Origin of the sequence: Pseudomonas tritici (assembly GCF_014268275.3) — a bacterium.
GTDB lineage: Bacteria > Pseudomonadota > Gammaproteobacteria > Pseudomonadales > Pseudomonadaceae > Aquipseudomonas > Aquipseudomonas tritici.
In genome coordinates, this window is the sequence record NZ_CP077084.1 from 3,002,555 (window position 1) to 3,018,996 (window position 16,442).

General features: G+C 61.5%; 12 protein-coding genes and 1 pseudogene. 2 read left to right on the forward strand and 11 right to left on the reverse strand.

The features are described 5' to 3' along the window. Nucleotides 1-11: 11 nt before the first annotated feature. Nucleotides 12-1,439, reverse strand: coding sequence for a nucleobase:cation symporter-2 family protein (locus HU722_RS13390; protein WP_186754621.1), 1,428 nt, complete (start codon nucleotides 1,437-1,439; stop codon nucleotides 12-14). A 234-nt stretch (nucleotides 1,440-1,673) separates the two neighbouring features. Here HU722_RS13390 and HU722_RS13395 point away from each other — a divergent pair, with 234 nt between their 5' ends. Further along, complete coding sequence (locus HU722_RS13395; protein ID WP_065881563.1) at nucleotides 1,674-3,299, forward strand: methyl-accepting chemotaxis protein; 1,626 nt, start codon at nucleotides 1,674-1,676, stop codon at nucleotides 3,297-3,299. 131 nt (nucleotides 3,300-3,430) lie between these two features. Here HU722_RS13395 and HU722_RS13400 read toward each other — a convergent pair whose 3' ends face one another. The 10 genes and pseudogenes from HU722_RS13400 to HU722_RS13445 form a co-directional block, all read right to left on the reverse strand. Further along, complete coding sequence (locus HU722_RS13400; protein WP_065876360.1) at nucleotides 3,431-4,408, reverse strand: 2-hydroxyacid dehydrogenase; 978 nt, start codon at nucleotides 4,406-4,408, stop codon at nucleotides 3,431-3,433. Next, entirely contained in the window at nucleotides 4,405-5,697 is a 1,293-nt protein-coding gene (locus HU722_RS13405) for an MFS transporter (protein WP_065876359.1), read from the reverse strand. Before HU722_RS13405 ends, HU722_RS13400 begins: the two co-directional genes overlap by 4 nt. A gap of 45 nt (nucleotides 5,698-5,742) precedes the next feature. After that, complete coding sequence (locus HU722_RS13410; protein WP_065876358.1) at nucleotides 5,743-6,684, reverse strand: sugar kinase; 942 nt, start codon at nucleotides 6,682-6,684, stop codon at nucleotides 5,743-5,745. After that, nucleotides 6,677-7,459 (reverse strand): sugar phosphate isomerase/epimerase family protein, encoded by a 783-nt coding sequence (locus HU722_RS13415; protein WP_065876357.1) that lies wholly within the window; start codon nucleotides 7,457-7,459, stop codon nucleotides 6,677-6,679. The genes HU722_RS13410 and HU722_RS13415 overlap by 8 nt, the downstream gene beginning before the upstream one ends. Nucleotides 7,460-7,603: 144 nt before the next feature. After that, on the reverse strand, nucleotides 7,604-8,632 hold the full coding sequence (locus tag HU722_RS13420) for a LacI family DNA-binding transcriptional regulator (RefSeq protein ID WP_139115321.1): 1,029 nt from the start codon (nucleotides 8,630-8,632) through the stop codon (nucleotides 7,604-7,606). A 108-nt stretch (nucleotides 8,633-8,740) separates the two neighbouring features. Beyond that, a complete protein-coding gene (locus HU722_RS13425) occupies nucleotides 8,741-9,328 on the reverse strand; it encodes a LysE family translocator (protein WP_186754619.1) in 588 nt (195 codons plus the stop codon). 54 nt (nucleotides 9,329-9,382) lie between these two features. Next, nucleotides 9,383-10,222 (reverse strand): annotated as a pseudogene (locus tag HU722_RS13430) (AraC family transcriptional regulator). A gap of 73 nt (nucleotides 10,223-10,295) precedes the next feature. After that, nucleotides 10,296-10,937, reverse strand: coding sequence for a DUF1345 domain-containing protein (locus HU722_RS13435; protein ID WP_065876353.1), 642 nt, complete (start codon nucleotides 10,935-10,937; stop codon nucleotides 10,296-10,298). 222 nt (nucleotides 10,938-11,159) lie between these two features. Then, on the reverse strand, nucleotides 11,160-14,252 hold the full coding sequence (locus HU722_RS13440) for a multidrug efflux RND transporter permease subunit (RefSeq protein ID WP_186754618.1): 3,093 nt from the start codon (nucleotides 14,250-14,252) through the stop codon (nucleotides 11,160-11,162). Between the two features lie 12 nt (nucleotides 14,253-14,264). Continuing rightward, nucleotides 14,265-15,422 (reverse strand): efflux RND transporter periplasmic adaptor subunit, encoded by a 1,158-nt coding sequence (locus tag HU722_RS13445; RefSeq protein WP_186754617.1) that lies wholly within the window; start codon nucleotides 15,420-15,422, stop codon nucleotides 14,265-14,267. 316 nt (nucleotides 15,423-15,738) lie between these two features. On the opposite strand from HU722_RS13445, the gene HU722_RS13450 reads away from it, so the two are divergent. After that, a complete protein-coding gene (locus tag HU722_RS13450) occupies nucleotides 15,739-16,440 on the forward strand; it encodes a response regulator (RefSeq protein ID WP_065876350.1) in 702 nt (233 codons plus the stop codon). The last annotated feature ends 2 nt before the right edge of the window (nucleotides 16,441-16,442 follow it).

Genomic DNA, 16,442 nt, shown 5'->3' on the forward strand with positions numbered 1-16,442 from the left:
TAACAGTGCTCCTATTTCGTGACGTCCGGGTCCTGCATCACCTTGAGGGTCGAGGACTCCGGATCAAATTCATCTTCTTCCAGCTCTATGAACTCTTCCGGCAGGAAAATGTTCAGCAGGATTGCACAGAATGCGCCCACGGTGATCGGCGATTCGAAGATGTTGTGCAGCGCCTTGGGCAGCTCGCGCAGTACTTCCGGCACAGCGGCAACGCCCAGGCCCATGCCCAGGGAGATCGCCACGATCAACACATTGCGTCGGTGCAACCCGGCTTCGGCGAGGATCTTGATACCCGCCACGGCCACGGTGCCGAACATGATCAGGGTCGCGCCGCCCAATACCGGCTTGGGCATCAATTGCAGCACCGCGCCGATCATCGGGAACAGCCCCAGCAACACCAGCAGGCCGGCGATAAAGTACGCCACGTAGCGGCTCGCCACGCCGGTCAACTGGATCACGCCGTTGTTCTGGGCGAAGGTCACCATCGGCAGGCTGTTGAAGGTGGCCGCCATCGCCGAGTTGAGGCCATCGGCCAACAGGCCGGACTTGATGCGCTTGATATACAGCGGGCCCTTGACCGGCTGTTGGGAAATCATCGAATTGGCGGTCAGGTCGCCCGCCGCTTCCAGGGGCGAAATCAGGAAGATCACCGCGACCGGGATAAACGCCACCCAGTCGAACGAGAACCCGTACTTGAAGGGCACCGGCACGCTGATCAACGGCACCTGTGGCAGTGCCGCCAGGTCCACACGGCCCATCACCCAGGCCACCACGAAGCCCAGGGTCAGGCCGATCACGATGGACCCCAGGCGCAGGAACGGGTTGTTAAAACGGTTGAGCACCACGATGGTCAGCAGTACCAGCGCTGCCAGGCCCATATTGCTGGCGGCGCCGAGGTCGCTGGCGCCAAAGCCGCCGGCCATGTCGGTCACCGCGACTTTGATCAGTGACAACCCCATCAAGGTAATGATGGTGCCGGTGACCACCGGGGTGATCAGCTTGCGCAGCTTGCCGATGAACTGGCTCAGCACCACTTCGATAAATGCCGCGAAAAAGCAGATGCCGAAGATCGTCGAGAGGATCTCATCCGTGCCGCCGCCCCGGGCCTTGACCATAAAACCCGCGCTGAGAATCACACTGATAAAGGAAAAACTGGTGCCCTGCAGGCACAGCAAACCCGAGCCAATCGGGCCGAATTTGCGTGCCTGCACAAAGGTGCCGAGCCCCGACACAAACAGCGCCATGCTCACCAGGTAGGGCACTTCGCTTTCCAGGCCCAGCACGCCACCGACGATCAACGTGGGCGTAATGATGCCGACAAAGCTGGCCAGCACATGCTGCAACGCGGCAAAAATCGCCGCAGTGAAGTGTGGGCGGTCTTCCAGGCCGTAGATCAGGTCGGATTTATAGCGCGGGCGGGGGGCTTGAGCGTCAGACAAAATGCGGGCTCGGGTCAGAAAATGGAGGCGCAGGATGCCAGAAATGGCCAGTCGTCAGAAGTGTAAATAAATATTTATAAAACCCTGCGTAAAACGTCGAAGCCTGCCGATACCTCGTATAGGCCCACATATCAATAACAACAGTGGTGACCAAGGTTTGAGCAGCGCGTTGACGCTGACAGATCGTTTCGCGGCAGGGATGCTCGCAAACACTATTTCTGAGAGCTGCCCCCTATGTCCCTTCGTCAGCTGAATATTGCCCCACGAGCGTTTCTCGGATTCGCGTTCATTGCACTGTTAGTGGTTGTTTTGGGGGTGTTTGCGGTCAACCGCATGACGCAGATACGCCAGTCCTCCATGGACATGGGGACCAACCAACTGCCCAGCGTGACGTTCCTGGGCAACATCACTGAAAACGTGCTGCGCCTTCGCATCCTGTCGTTCCGTGTGCTGGTCAATCGCGAACCGGCCGCCCTGCAGGAAGCCGAAACCCGCATAGGTGTGTTAGCTGATAAGGTCAAGAAGGCCCAGGCTGGCTACGACGAGCTGCCTTCCGGCCCGGAGGAGGCGGCCGTGTACAATGCGTTTGTCACGACGCTGGACAACTACCTCAAGGCCCAGGCTGAGATGCTTGCCCTGTCCAAGCAAGGCAAGGTCGATGAAATGCGCGCCCTGATCAACAGTCGCATCAAGGACGGCACCGACCAGATGGGCGAACAGTTGAACAAGCTGATCGCGCTCAACGCGGCCGATGCCAAGACCGCCGATGCCGAAGCAGGGCAGAGCTATGAAGGTGCGATTACCGGCGTTATTGCCGTTTCGGTCGCTTCCGCATTGCTCACCGTGCTGCTGGCCTGGCTGCTCACCCGCAGCATCGTCACGCCGCTGCGCAAGGCCCTGGCAGTCGCCGAAACCATCGCCAGTGGTGACCTCAGCAAACCCATCGAAGACGATGGCAAAGATGAGCCGGCGCGGTTGCTCAGTGCGCTGGCAGCCATGCAAACCAACCTGCGCCAGACCATCCAGCATATCGCCGGTTCGGCCACGCAACTGGCCTCCGCTGCTGAAGAGTTGAGCGCGGTCACCGAGGAAGCCTCCAAAGGCCTGCAACAACAGAACAATGAAATCGACCAGGCCGCGACGGCAGTCAACGAGATGACCGCCGCTGTGGAAGAAGTCGCACGAAATGCTGTGTCGACGTCCGAAGCGTCCGGGCAGTCCAACCAGGCCGCGCGCGAAGGCCGCGACCGAGTGATGGACACCGTCGGTGCGATCCAGACCATGACCCAGGACGTGCAAAATACCGCCGTGATGATCGAAGGCCTGGCTACCCAGGGCCGCGACATCGGTAAGGTACTCGACGTGATCCGCGCGATTGCCGAGCAGACCAACCTGCTGGCGCTCAACGCCGCCATCGAAGCGGCGCGTGCCGGTGAAGCCGGGCGTGGCTTTGCGGTGGTGGCCGATGAAGTGCGGGCCTTGGCCCATCGCACCGCCCAGTCCACTCAAGAGATTGAGAAAATGGTCGCCGGTATCCAGAACGGCACCGGTGAAGCCGTGCAATCGATGCAGCAGAGCAACCAACGCACCCAAAACACCCTGGAAATGGCCCGCGCCGCCGGGGTGGCTTTGGAGCAGATCACCCAATCCATCAGCCTGATCAACGAACGCAACCTGGTGATCGCCAGTGCCTCGGAAGAGCAGGCCCAGGTCTCCCGCGAAGTGGACCGCAACCTGGTGAACATCCGCGACCTGGCGACTCAGTCTGCAGCAGGTGCCAACCAGACCAGCGCGGCCAGCCATGAGCTGTCGCGGTTGGCAGTGGATTTGAATGGGATGGTGGCGCGGTTTGTGATCTAACAGTCACTGCACGTCAACTGTGGGAGCTGGCTTGCCTGCGATAGCAATCTGTCAGTCAGTACTTCAATGACTGATCTACCGCTATCGCAGGCAAGCCAGCTCCCACATTGGTTTTTGTGGTGTGTCAGGGGTTAGCGTTTCCAAGCCCCTGGATTTACCAGGTTTCGCGGCTTTTCCCCGGCCAACGCCTGCAACAGATTATCCACCGCACATTGGGCCATTGCCTCCCGCGTCTCATGGGTCGCCGAGCCGATATGCGGCGTGGCCACCACATTGTTCAAGCGCAACAAAGGCGAATCGTGATTCAGCGGCTCGCGCTCAAACACATCCAACCCTGCCGCCCGAATCGTGCGCTGTTGCAGCGCTTCGACCAGCGCCGCCTCATCCACCACTTTGCCCCGCGAGATATTGATAAAGATCGTCTCCGGGCCCATCAGTGCAAACGCCTCCGCGCCAATCAATTTCTCGGTTTCAGCGGTGAGCGGCAGGGTCAGGCAGACAAAGTCGGCCTGTTGCAGCAAGTCGTTCAAGCTGCGGTACTGCGCGCCAAAGCGTGCTTCCACCGCCGGCTTGGGCGAGTGGCTGTGGTAGATCACCGGCATGCCAAACCCAAAATGCCCACGCTGGGCCAAGGCTTCGCCGATGCGGCCCATGCCGATGATGCCCAGGGTCTTGCCATGCACGTCGCTGCCGAAATGCGCCGGGCCAACGTTTTTGTTCCACTGGCCGGCGCGCACCATATCCGCCAGTTCGACCACACGCCGGGCCGTCGCGAGGATCAGCGCAAAGCCTGTGTCGGCGGTGGTTTCGGTGAGCACGTCCGGGGTGTTGCTGAGCAGGATGCCGCGCCTCGTCAGGTAGTCGATATCGTAGTTGTCGACACCCACCGACACACTGGCGATCGCTTCCAACTGCGGCGCCAGATCGAGCAGTTTTGCATCCAGGCGCAGGCTGGCCCCCAGCAGGCCATGGGCGCCGGGCAGGGCGTCGCGCAGCTTGGCCAGGCCAGCGTCATCCAGCGCTTCGATCAGCGTGACGTCGGCCTTTTCATGCAGGCGCGCCATCAGCGGCGCGGACAGTTTCTTGTACAACACGACAGACTTTTTCATGAGGGCTTTACCTTCAACTCCAGGGTTGGCGCCGGCGAGCGGTCGCTGGCGCCGGGCTTGAGGAAAATCGTCAGCACCACCGCAAACATGAGCGCGCCGCTCATCAGCAGGTACGAGGCGCCGGGCGAGCCGGTGCTGCTATTGAGGTAACCCACCAGGTACGAACCGCCGAACGAACCGAGGGCGCCCATGCTGTTGATCAGTGCCATGGCGCCCCCGGCGACGTTGGCCGGCAGGATTTCCGGGACGATGGCGAAAAACGGACCGTAGGGCGCATACATGCAGGCGCCGGCAATCACCAGCAAGGTGTACGACCACCAGAAGTGTTCGGCGCCCAGTACGTAGGATGCGTAGAAAGCGATGGCGGCAATCAGCAGCGGCGGCCACACAAAACGCTTACGTTTTTGCAGCTTGTCCGAACCCCAGGAGACGACGAGCATGCCGATCACCGCCGCCAGATACGGCAGCGCCGACAGCCAGCCGGCCTCGACCATGTCCATCTGCAAGCCGGCCTTGAGAATCGACGGCAGCCACAGCACAAAACCGTACACGCCGATGCTCCAGCAGAAAAATTGCAGCGCGAGGATGATCACCTTGGGCGAACGGAAGGCTTCGGCGTAGTTCTTCACTGCTTTGATGCCGACCTGTTCAGCGGCCAGCGCGGTTTCCAGGTCTTGTTTCTCAGTATCGCTGAGCCACTTGGCATCCTTTGGACGCTCATCGGCCAGCTTCCACCAGATAAACGCCCACAGCACCGCTGGCAGGCCCTCGATAATAAACATCCAGCGCCAGCTGAAATGCTGCACCAGATAGCCCGACACCACCGACATCCACAGCATGGTCACCGGGTTGCCAAGGATCAGGAAGGTGTTCGCGCGGGAACGTTCGGCACGTGTGAACCAGTGGCACAGGTACACCAGCATGGCCGGCATCACCGCCGCTTCCACCACGCCCAGCATGAAACGGATTACGATCAGCATGTAGGCGTTGGACACCACGCCGGTCAGGGTAGCCAGGCCGCCCCACAGGATCAGGCTGACAAAAATCAGTTTTTTAACGCTGCGCTTTTGCGCGTAGATCGCGCCCGGCACCTGGAAGAAAAAGTAACCGAGGAAAAACAGTGCACCCAGCAACGACGACATGCCGGGGGTGATCATCAGGTCTTCGGCCATGCCGGAGGCGGCGGCGAAGCCATAGTTGGCGCGGTCCAGGTACGCCAGGCTGTAGGTGATAAACACGATAGGCATGATGTACCACCAACGGCGGGTGGCGAGTTTCACGGTTTCCATGGAGTTGCTCCTGAGCTTGTTGTAGTTGTGGCAACAGGGTGTGGGTTACGCGACGGATCGGGTGGGTAACTCTGAACGGGTGGGCAAACCCTCCATGTCGCCACGGCTCTGCACGGCGCGGCTGCCTATCCAGTTGCCGCGCCGAACCGCCTCGGGGAAGCTGAGGTTTTCCAGCAGAGCGCTGATCATGCCCACGGCAAAACCGTCACCGGCGCCGACCGTGTCCACGACCTTGTCCACCCGCACGGCGGCGACAAAGCCTTGGTCCATCTGGGTGCGGTAGTAGGCGCCGTCCGGGCCGAGCTTGATGGCCACGGCTTCGGCGCCCTGGTCGAGGTAGAACGCGGCGATGTCGGCCGGGTCATCGAAACCGGTGAGCAAACGGCCTTCACTCAACCCCGGCAGCACCCAATCAGCAAGAGCCGCGAGGGCGTTGATTTCGCGGATCATCGTTTGTTGGTCGGGCCACAGCGACGGGCGCAGGTTGGGGTCGAACGACACGCTGCGCCCGGCCTTGCGCATTTGTGTCATCAATTCGGTGGACAGCTCACGCGTCGCCTCAGACAACGCCGGCGGAATACCGGTGGCATGCAGATGGCGGGCTTGCAGCAAGGCAGGGCTGATGGCCGCGATCGACAGATGGCTGGCCGCTGAACCCTTGCGAAAGTACTCCACTTGGGGATCATCGCCGTCCTCTTCGCGGGACTTGAGCTGAAAACCGGTGGGGTGCAACGTATCGACCGCCACATGCCGGCAATCCAGGCCTTCTTTCTTCAGGGTGTCGACCACAAAACGCCCGAGGGAATCGTTGCCCACCCGGCTCAGCCAGGCCACGTTGAAGCCCAGGCGCGACAGGCCAATCGCGACGTTGCTGTCGGCGCCCGCGATGCGTTTATGGAATTGGGCCACGTCGGCCAGATCGCCGGTTTGCTCGGCGACAAACATCGCCATGGTTTCACCAAACGAGAGGATATCGATCTCAGACATGCGCATTCTCCGCACGAGGTTGGCCCAGCAGGGTGAGGGCGGCGACTTGCTGCGCGGTGATTTCGATCAAGTCATCACCTTGCAGCGGAAATTCCACGGCCCGGGTAATACCTGGAGTCATGTGTTTGAGCAGTTGTTCCCACAGATGCAGGTCGGTGGCGCCAGGCGGCAGGGCGACCAACTTGCCATCTGCGCGGCGGGCCACCGCCTTGCAGTGCAGGTAATCCACATGTCGGCCCAGCAGGCGTGCGGCGGTGAGGGCGGATTGGTCCTGCCATTGCCAGTTGCCGATATCGAAAGTCATTTTCACCGGTAGGCCGAGGCGTTCCACCTCGGTGAAGAAACGTTGCATTGGCTCGATCCGGCCGCCGTGCAGGGTCTGGTCGTTCTCTACCAGCAGTTGGACCGGGTGGCGGCTGAGCAGGGCGTGCAAGCTTTCCAGGTCGTTGGTGTCGGTGAAGTAGCCGAGGGAAACTTTCAACCAGCGTGAGCCAAACGCCTGCGCCCGATCCAGGGTCGCCGCGAGTTCGGCATTGGGTTGGGCGCGGCCGGCGACCCAGAGCTCTAAGGGGGACGAGAACACCGATTCCAGAGCCTGCTGCGCCGCGGCCTGGGCCAGTTCGGTAGGCTGTTCATCCGTTAAAAGCTCTTCGCGCCATTCGATGCGCTGGGCGCCGGCGGCGGTGAGTATCTCGACAAAACTCAATTGGCCCTGCTGGCGTACCAAGTCGGCGCCGTAGCTGGAAAGGCTGATGGAAACGGGGTATTTATGCATTGTTGTGTACCTCTGAAACCGGTTTCATTTTTATACGAAAATGTTGAAACAAGAGTGGCGTAGCAGCTGTCGAGCCCCGGCGAGGCTGCGTCAGCGGTGTCTCTGATGTACCGCCGACGCAGCCTCGCTCGGGCTCGACAGCTGCTACGGGGTGTTTCCTCGCTGAGGCTGGGTTGAGCCGCGAATGATCAGTTGTGGCAAGAAATCCACGGTACGCGTTGGCTCGGTATCGCCGCGCAATCGCTTGAGCAAACAGTCGAACGCCGTGGCGCCAATCGCCTCGGTCGGCTGGGCGAGGGCGGTGATGCCAGTGCCCACCAGCGGGTACCAATCCAGGTCATCCAGGGCGATCAGACCGACATCCTCAAACAGGTTGCAGCCTAGATTCTTGAGCGCACGGGTACAGGCCAGCGCGGCGACGCCGTTCGCGCAGAACAACGCTTTGGCGCCGGGTTTGGCAAGAAAAGTGCGCAGATGAGTTTCCAGCTCGCCATCCAGCTCCAGTACCGCACCGGTCAACGCCGGGCGGCTGGCAACCTCAGCCTTGAAGCTCTCCAGGCGCTCCAACCGCGAACTGGTGCCGTCGGTGGCTTCGCTCACCAGCAGCACATCGCGGTAACCCTGTTGCTCCAGGTGTTCCACCGCCATACGCACCGCCGCCGGGTTGTCCAGGCCGACCAGGTCGCTGTGCAGCGGTTCGACCTTGCGGTCCACCAGCACCAGTGGCATTTCCCGTTGCAGTTCCAGCAGTTGGTCCACGTGATGGCCGAGGGTGTTCACGATCAACCCTTCGATGTTGTACGAACGCAGCGCCGCCAAGTGCTGGCGTTCTTGCTCGTCGTCGCGGTCGGTGTTGCACACCACCAGGCTGTAGCCGTGCTGGCGGCAGGCGGTTTCGACGCCGTGCATCACGGCAATGGAATAGGGGTTGCGGATATCGGCCACCAACATCCCGATCAGGCGGGTGCGGCCGCGTTTCAGGCCTCGGGCCATCTGGTTGGGACGGTAGCCAAGGTGTTCGATGGCTTGCTCGATGCGCAGGGCAATGGCATCGGAGAGCAGGGCGCGGTCGTCGCCGATAAAGCGCGACACGCTGGCCTTGGACACGCCGGCGCGCTCGGCCACGTCAAGCATGGTCACACGGCTGCGCTGGGCGGCAGAAAAGTTGTTCACGGTCATCGACCTTCTATTTTTATTGGAATGACTGAAACCGGTTTCAGGAAACCATCAAATGAGGAAAGTCGTCAAGTTGTTGTAGGACAGAGTCAGATAGCCGGTGCGTCAAACCACCACACTCAGCCAGGTCGCGACCAGCAACAACAGGGCCATGCCTCGGTTGAAACGCTGCATGGCCTTGGCCGAACGAAACACCCTAGCCGACCCGGCGCCCAACAGCGCCCAGGTGCCCAGGCACGGCAGCGAGATCAGGAAAAACACCAGGGACAGGTACACCACCTGGCTCTGGCGATCAGCACCATTGCCGGCAAACACACTGACTACCGCGAGGGCCATCATCCAGGTCTTCGGGTTGATCAATTGCAGGCTGGCCGCGCCGATCAGGCCCAGAGGCTTTTCGGGGGTATCCACTTCGAGGGCCTTTGCAGGTGCGCTGAAGATCTGCCAGGCCAGGTAACTCAGCCAGGCGACGCCGATCCATTGCATGGCCATCTGCACTGTTGGCAACTGCACCAACGACTGGCCAACGCCGCTCCCCACCAGCAATACAAGGCTCGCAGCTCCGGCGCAGGCGCCGAGAATGATCGGCAAAGCGGCTTTGAAACCATGACGCGCGCTGTTACTCAGGATCAGGATGTTGGTCGGGCCGGGGGTGATAGACGCAACAAAAGCAAACAGCATGAACGGCAACATGGCAGCAGACTCCGAAAGACCAAGCGATGGTGTCGATCTTCACAAGCCTGTGCGTCACCTGTCTGGAAGATTTGAGCAGCGCTTGCGGTACGCCGCAGGCGTGAGGCCGTAGGCGCGCACAAACCAGCGGCCCAGATGGCTCTGGTCGGCAAAGCCCAGGGCAATCGCTACGTCTGCCGGTTGTTCGCCCTTGGCCAGCAAGTGCCGGGCACGGGCCAGGCGCAGTTGCACCAGGTAAGCGTGGGGAGGTAGGCCAAACGCGCTTTTGAAGGCGCGGCTCAGGCGGAAACGGTCGACGCCGCAGGCCAGGGCCAGTTCGTCCATACCCACATCAACGTGCAGATGGGAATGCAGGTATTCGCGCGCCTTGTGTGCCACCAGCGGCAATCGTGGATCTTCACGGTAACGGGTGCGCCAATAGAGTTGGCCGGTGAGACGTTCGAGTAAGTGGTCCATGGCCTGTTGCCGAACGATACGCAGCTCACCGCAGTGCAAGGTCTGGAAGGCTTGGCTGGTGGCCAGGGCCAAGCGTGGGTCGCTGGTCAAGGTGCTGGCGAAACCCAGTTGGCTGCCCTGCGGTGCCTCTTCGAACACTGCACTTACTTCCCGCGCCAACTAGTGAGGGTCGAGGTAAAGCATGTGGTAGGTAAACCCGTCGGCGGTGGGCGCGTCGCCGTCATGCAGCTCGCCGGGTTCCACCAGAAACACTTGGCCGGGCACGCTGTTGTGGCGGGCGCGGCGACAGTTGAATTGCTGCACGCCTTGTTCGGTAACGCCGATCAGATAGCTGTCGTGCCAGTGCGGGTCGTAGGCGTGGCCTTCAAAGTGCGCGCGCAGGGTCTCGATGCCGGTGTCGGCGTCCTGGGACAGGTCGATCCAATTGTGCGCGGCCATAAAACACCGAGGCGGAATAAGTGAGGCTATTAGCGCCCGGCGCTTGATGGGCGTCTAGAAGGTTTGTGCAGCGTCAACCGAACAGCCCGGCGGCGATATTGATCGAGAAGCCCAGGATCGCGGTATTGAATAGAAAACCGATCAGCGATTGCCCCAGCACGACTTTACGCATGCCACGGGTGGCGACGCCCACGTCGGAGGTCTGTACCGCCACGCCGATGGTGAAGGAGAAGTACAGAAAGTCCCAATAGTTAGGCGTCAGCAAACCTTCGGCAAAACGCAACGCCGGCTCCTTGCCGCCCCAGGTGTAATACAGGCGCGCGTAATGCACGCTGAAAATCACCCCAATCAGCAACCATGAGCCGATCACCGTCAGCCCGGTAAAGCCGTAGTGCAGCAGGCGCTCAGAGGTGGCCAGGTCCTTGCTGCCGACCAGTTCGAAGGTAATGGTTGCCAGGCTGGCGATGGCGGCGATGCACACCGTGAACAGGACCGAACCGGCGTTTTCATCTTCGATCTCGGCGATGCGCTTGACGTCCTCGGCCTTGGCACGACGGGTCAGCCACAGCATCAGCACCAGGTAGGTCCAGACCCCGGCGTTCCAGCCGATGAGGATTTTGCTGACGAGCGTATCGGCGGGCGCCAGGATGCCCACGGCAAGCCCGAACACGGCGGCGGCGGAGAGGCGAGGGTGGGTGCGGGCGAGGAAGGGCATGGTGGCTCACTGCTTACTGTTTGTGAGCACCATAGCTTATTCGACTGAACGCGATCATGAATGTGATCAATAACCCCTGTGGGAGCTGGCTTGCCTGCGATGGCTGCTTGTCAGGCGACCGGGCCTTATGTGTGTAAACCGATTTAAATGTGGGAGCGAGCAAGTCGAATCGTCGCACCGCCGCTCCCACATTTTTGATCCAGTACCCATTCAAGGATGGGTCTACCGGGGGCGTTTCTTCACCAACTTCATGACCACCACAAAAAACACCGGCACAAACACCACCGCCAGTGTCGCGGTGATCATCCCGCCGATCACCCCCGTACCAATCGCCTGCTGGCTGGCCGAGCTGGCACCTGTCGCAATCGCCAACGGCACTACGCCGAGGATGAACGCCAGCGACGTCATGATGATCGGGCGCAAGCGCAACCGTGCGGCTTTCAACGTGGCGGTGATCAGGTCTTCACCCTGGTCATACAGGTCCTTGGCGAACTCGATGATCAGGATCGCGTTTTTCGCCGACAGACCAATGATCGTGATCAAGCCGACCTTGAAGAACACATCGTTGGGCATGCCGCGCAAGCTCACCGCCAACACGGCACCGAGTACGCCCAACGGCACCACTAGCAATACCGAGGTCGGGATCGACCAGCTTTCATACAGCGCCGCCAGGCACAGGAACACGATCAGCAGCGACAGGCCCAACAGTATCGGCGCCTGGGAACCGGACAGGCGTTCCTGCAACGACAAACCGGTCCATTCCTGGCCCAGGCCGGCCGGCAATTGGCTGACCAGGCGCTGGATTTCATCCATCGCCTCACCGGTACTGTGGCCCGGTGCCGCTTCGCCGGAAATCGCAATGGCCGGGTAGCCGTTGTAGCGCGTCAATTGCGCCGGGCCCTGGGTCCACTTGGCTTCGACAAAGGCCGACAGCGGCACCATCTTGCCGGCGTTGTTGCGCACGTGGATCTTCATCAGGTCCGCCACCTGGCTGCGCTGGTCGCCTTCGGCCTGCACCACCACCCGTTGCATGCGGCCCTGGTTGGGGAAGTCATTGATATAAGCCGAGCCGATGGCCGAGGACAGCACGTTGCCCACGTCGGCAAAGGCCACGCCCAGTGCGTTGGCCTGCTTGCGGTCTACTTCCAGCTGCACTTGCGGTGCTTCGGCCAGGGCGCTTTCGCGCACGTTGGCCAGGATCGGGCTTTTCTCGGCGGCGGCCAGCAATTCCGTGCGCGCGGCCATCAACGCGGCATGGCCGACACCGCCCCGGTCCTGCAAGCGGAACTCGAAGCCGCTGGACGTGCCGAGGCCATCCACCGGCGGCGGCAAGACCGCGTAGGCAATCGCATCTTTCAGTTCGGTAAAGGCCATGTTGGCGCGGTCGGCAATCGACGCGGCGGAGTCATCGCTGCCGCGCTCCGACCAATCCTTGAGCGTGGTAAACGCCAGCGCGGCATTCTGCCCCGAACCGGAGAAACTGAAGCCCATGATCATGGTGGTGTCGCCCACCCCAGGCTCTTTGGCGTTATGCGCTTCGATCTGTTCGGCCACCTGCACCGTGCGGTTCTTGCTCGCGCCCGGTGGCAACTGGATGTCAGTGATGGTGTAACCCTGGTCTTCCACCGGCAGGAACGAGGAGGGCAGGCGGCTGAACATCCACCCCAGGCCCACCAGCAGCACCAGGTAAATCAGCAGGTAACGGCCGCTGCGCTTGAGGGCATAGGCCACCCAGCCTTCGTAGCGGTCGGTGAGGCGTTCAAAGCGCTGGTTGAACCAGCCGAAGAAACCGCCTTTGGCATGGTGCTCATCCTTGGCGATCGGCTTGAGCAAGGTGGCGCACAGGGCCGGGGTCAAGGTTAGCGCGAGGAACGCCGAGAACAGGATCGACACCGCCATCGACAACGAGAACTGTTGGTAGATCACCCCCACCGAACCCGCCATAAAGGCCATCGGCAGGAACACCGCCACCAGCACCAGGGTGATGCCGATGATCGCGCCGGTGATCTGGCCCATGGCCTTGCGCGTCGCTTCCTTGGGCGACAGCCCCTCGGCGACCATGATCCGCTCGACGTTTTCCACCACCACAATCGCGTCGTCCACCAGGATACCGATGGCCAACACCATGCCGAACATGGTCAGCACGTTGATCGAGAACCCCAGCAACAACATGGTGGCGAAGGTGCCCATCAACGCAATCGGCACCACCAGTGTCGGGATCAGGGTGTAGCGCACGTTCTGCAGGAACAAAAACATCACCGCAAACACCAGCGCCATGGCCTCGAGCAGGGTGTAGACCACCTTGGTGATCGAGACTTTGACGAACGGCGAGGTGTCGTACGGGATTTTGTATTCCACATTGGCCGGGAAGTAGCGCGACAGCTCGTCCATCTTCGCCCGCACCAGGGTGGCGGTGTTCAGCGCATTGGCGCCAGGTGCCAGCTGCACGCTGACTGCGGTGGACGGTTTGCCATTCAGGCGCGTGGAGAACTGGTATTCCTGGCTGCCGACTTCCACCCGTGCCACATCGCCGATGCGCACAGTGGAGCCGTCGGGATTCGCCTTGAGCACGATGTCGGCGAACTCGGCCGGCGTGGACAGCTGGCCCTTGACCAGGATCGCGGCGGTGATTTCCTGAGTCTTGGTACCCGGCAAATCACCGATGCTGCCCGCCGATACCTGGGCGTTTTGCGCGCTGATCGCGGCGTTTACATCGGCCGGGGTCAGGTTGAAACCGATCAGTTTCTGCGGGTCGATCCAGATCCGCATGGCACGTTCGGCGCCATACAGCTGGGCCTTTCCCACACCGTCGAGGCGCTTGAGTTCGTTCATCACGTTGCGCGCCAGGTAATCGCTGAGCGCTACATCATCGAGCTTGCCGTCGCTGGACGTGAGGGTCACCAGCAACAGGAAGCCGGCGGAGACTTTCTCCACCTGCAAGCCTTGCTGGGTCACCGCTTGCGGCAGGCGCGGCTCGACCGCTTTCAGGCGGTTCTGCACATCCACCTGCGCCATTTCCGGGTTGGTGCCCGGCTGGAACGTCGCGGTGATGGTTGCCGAACCCAGGCTGCTCTGGGACTCGAAATACAGCAGGTGATCGGCGCCGTTGAGCTCTTGCTCGATCAGGCTGACCACGCTCTCATCCAGGGTCTGCGCCGAAGCGCCGGGGTAGACCGCGTAGATTTCGACTTTTGGCGGCGCGACGTTGGGGTACTGCGCCACCGGTAGCTGCGGGATTGCCAGCAAACCGGCGAGCAGAATAAACAGGGCAACCACCCAGGCGAAGATCGGGCGGTCAATAAAGAACTGCGGCATGGTCAATGATCCTTATTGGCCGGAGGCCTGGGCGAGCGGCGTCGGGCTGTCATCTACGTCGACTTTTTCACCGGGGCGCGCGTGCTGGAGGCCTTCGACGACGATGCGGTCACCGGCCTTGAGGCCGCTGCTGACAATCCAGCGATCATTGATCACCGCGCCCAGCTCCACCGGCTGCTGGCTGACGGTTTGTTCGGCGTCCAGCAGCAAGACCATCGGGATACCGGCGCTGTCACGGGTAATGGCGCGTTGCGGCACGCTGATGCCTTGCTTGTCGACGGCTTGCTCCAGGCGCACCCGCACAAAGCTGCCGGGCAGCAGGTCGAGGCCCGGGTTGGGGAATTCGCTGCGCAGGATGATCTGGCCGGTACCGGGGTCGACGCTGATCTCGGCAAACAGCAATTTGCCCGGCAACGGGTAGAGGCTGCCGTCGTCCTCGATCAAGGTGGCCTTGGCCTGGTCCTGGCCGACCTGCTTCAAGCTGCCGGCACGGAAGGCACGGCGCAGGTCATTCAGCTCGCGATTGGACTGGGTCAGGTCGGCGTGGATCGGGTCCAGTTGCTGGATGATCGCCAGCGGCGTGGCCTCATTCTGGCCGACCAGGGCGCCCTCGGTCACCAGCGCACGGCCAATACGCCCGGAAATCGGTGCGGTCACGGTGGCGTAGCCCAGGTTCAACTTGGCTCGCTCGACGGCAGCCTTGTTGGCGGCGACCTCGGCGTTGGTCTGGCGCACGGCGGCGCGGGCGTTGTCGTAGTCCTGGCCGCTGATGGCGTTGCCTTCCACCAACTGGCTGTAGCGCTGCTCTTGCAGGCGCGCCTGGAAGGCATTCGCCTCGGCCTTGTTCAGATTGGCCTGGGCGCTGTCGAGGTCGGCCTTGAAGGGCGCCGGATCAATGCGAAACAGCACGTCGCCCTGTTTCACGTCACGACCTTCCTTGAACACCCGCTGCATCACCACACCCGCGACCCGTGCGCGCACTTCAGCGATACGCGGCGCAGCAATACGCCCGCTCAGTTCGCTGGTGATCGACAGGGGCTTGGCTTCAAGGGTTTCGATGCGCACTTTGGCCAGCGGCATTTGCGGCGCTTCGCCCGCGGAGTCACCGCACGCGCTCAGGGCAAGGGTGAGGGCCAGCAGGCAAAACGGCGCAAACAGATTCTTCGACATGCTCTTATCCCAATATTGACTGGCGCATCCTAAAGTCACCTGCGCCGTGGTGCTGTGAAGCTGTGTAGCGGGTCTGTGAAGAAATGTAAGGTGCAACGCGTTGTGAGCGTTGGGCGTATATCCTTGCACAATCCTGCAAGCGCCAACGATTCAACATGTGGCAACCGGCTTGTGTGGGAGCTGGCTTGCCTGCGATAGCATCACCTCGGTCTACCTGATAGACCGCAGTGCCTGTATCGCAGGCAAGCCAGCTCCCACACAAGCAGCGCCCACATTGGATTTGTGTACCGCCCATCACTGCTTATTTGGAAACACCATGCCCAACATTCTCCTGGTGGAAGACGACGCCGCACTCTCCGAGCTGATTGCCAGCTACCTGGAGCGCAATGGCTACCACGTCAGCGTGCTCAGCCGTGGCGACCACGTGCGTGAACGCGCGCGCTTGAATCCGCCGGACCTGGTGATCCTCGATCTGATGCTGCCCGGACTCGACGGCCTGCAAGTATGCCGATTGCTGCGGGCCGACTCGGCGGGCTTGCCGATCCTGATGCTCACGGCGCGGGACGACAGCCACGATCAGGTGCTGGGCCTGGAAATGGGCGCCGACGACTACGTGACCAAACCTTGTGAACCGCGCGTGCTACTGGCCCGTGTCCGCACGTTATTACGGCGCAGCAGCTTGTCCGAACCCCAGGCGGCCAACGACCAGATCATCATGGGCAACCTGTGCATCGACCTGTCTGAGCGCACCGTGACCTGGCGTGAACAACCGGTGGAGTTGTCCAGCGGCGAATACAACCTGTTGGTGGTGCTCGCACGGCATGCCGGCGAAGTACTCAGCCGTGACCAGATCCTGCAACGCTTGCGCGGTATCGAGTTCAACGGCACCGACCGTTCGGTGGACGTGGCGATTTCCAAGCTGCGCCGCAAGTTCGACGACAACGCCGGTGAAGCGCGCAAGATCAAGACGGTGTGGGGCAAAGGCTACCTGTTCAGCCGTTCCGAGTGGGAATGCTGATC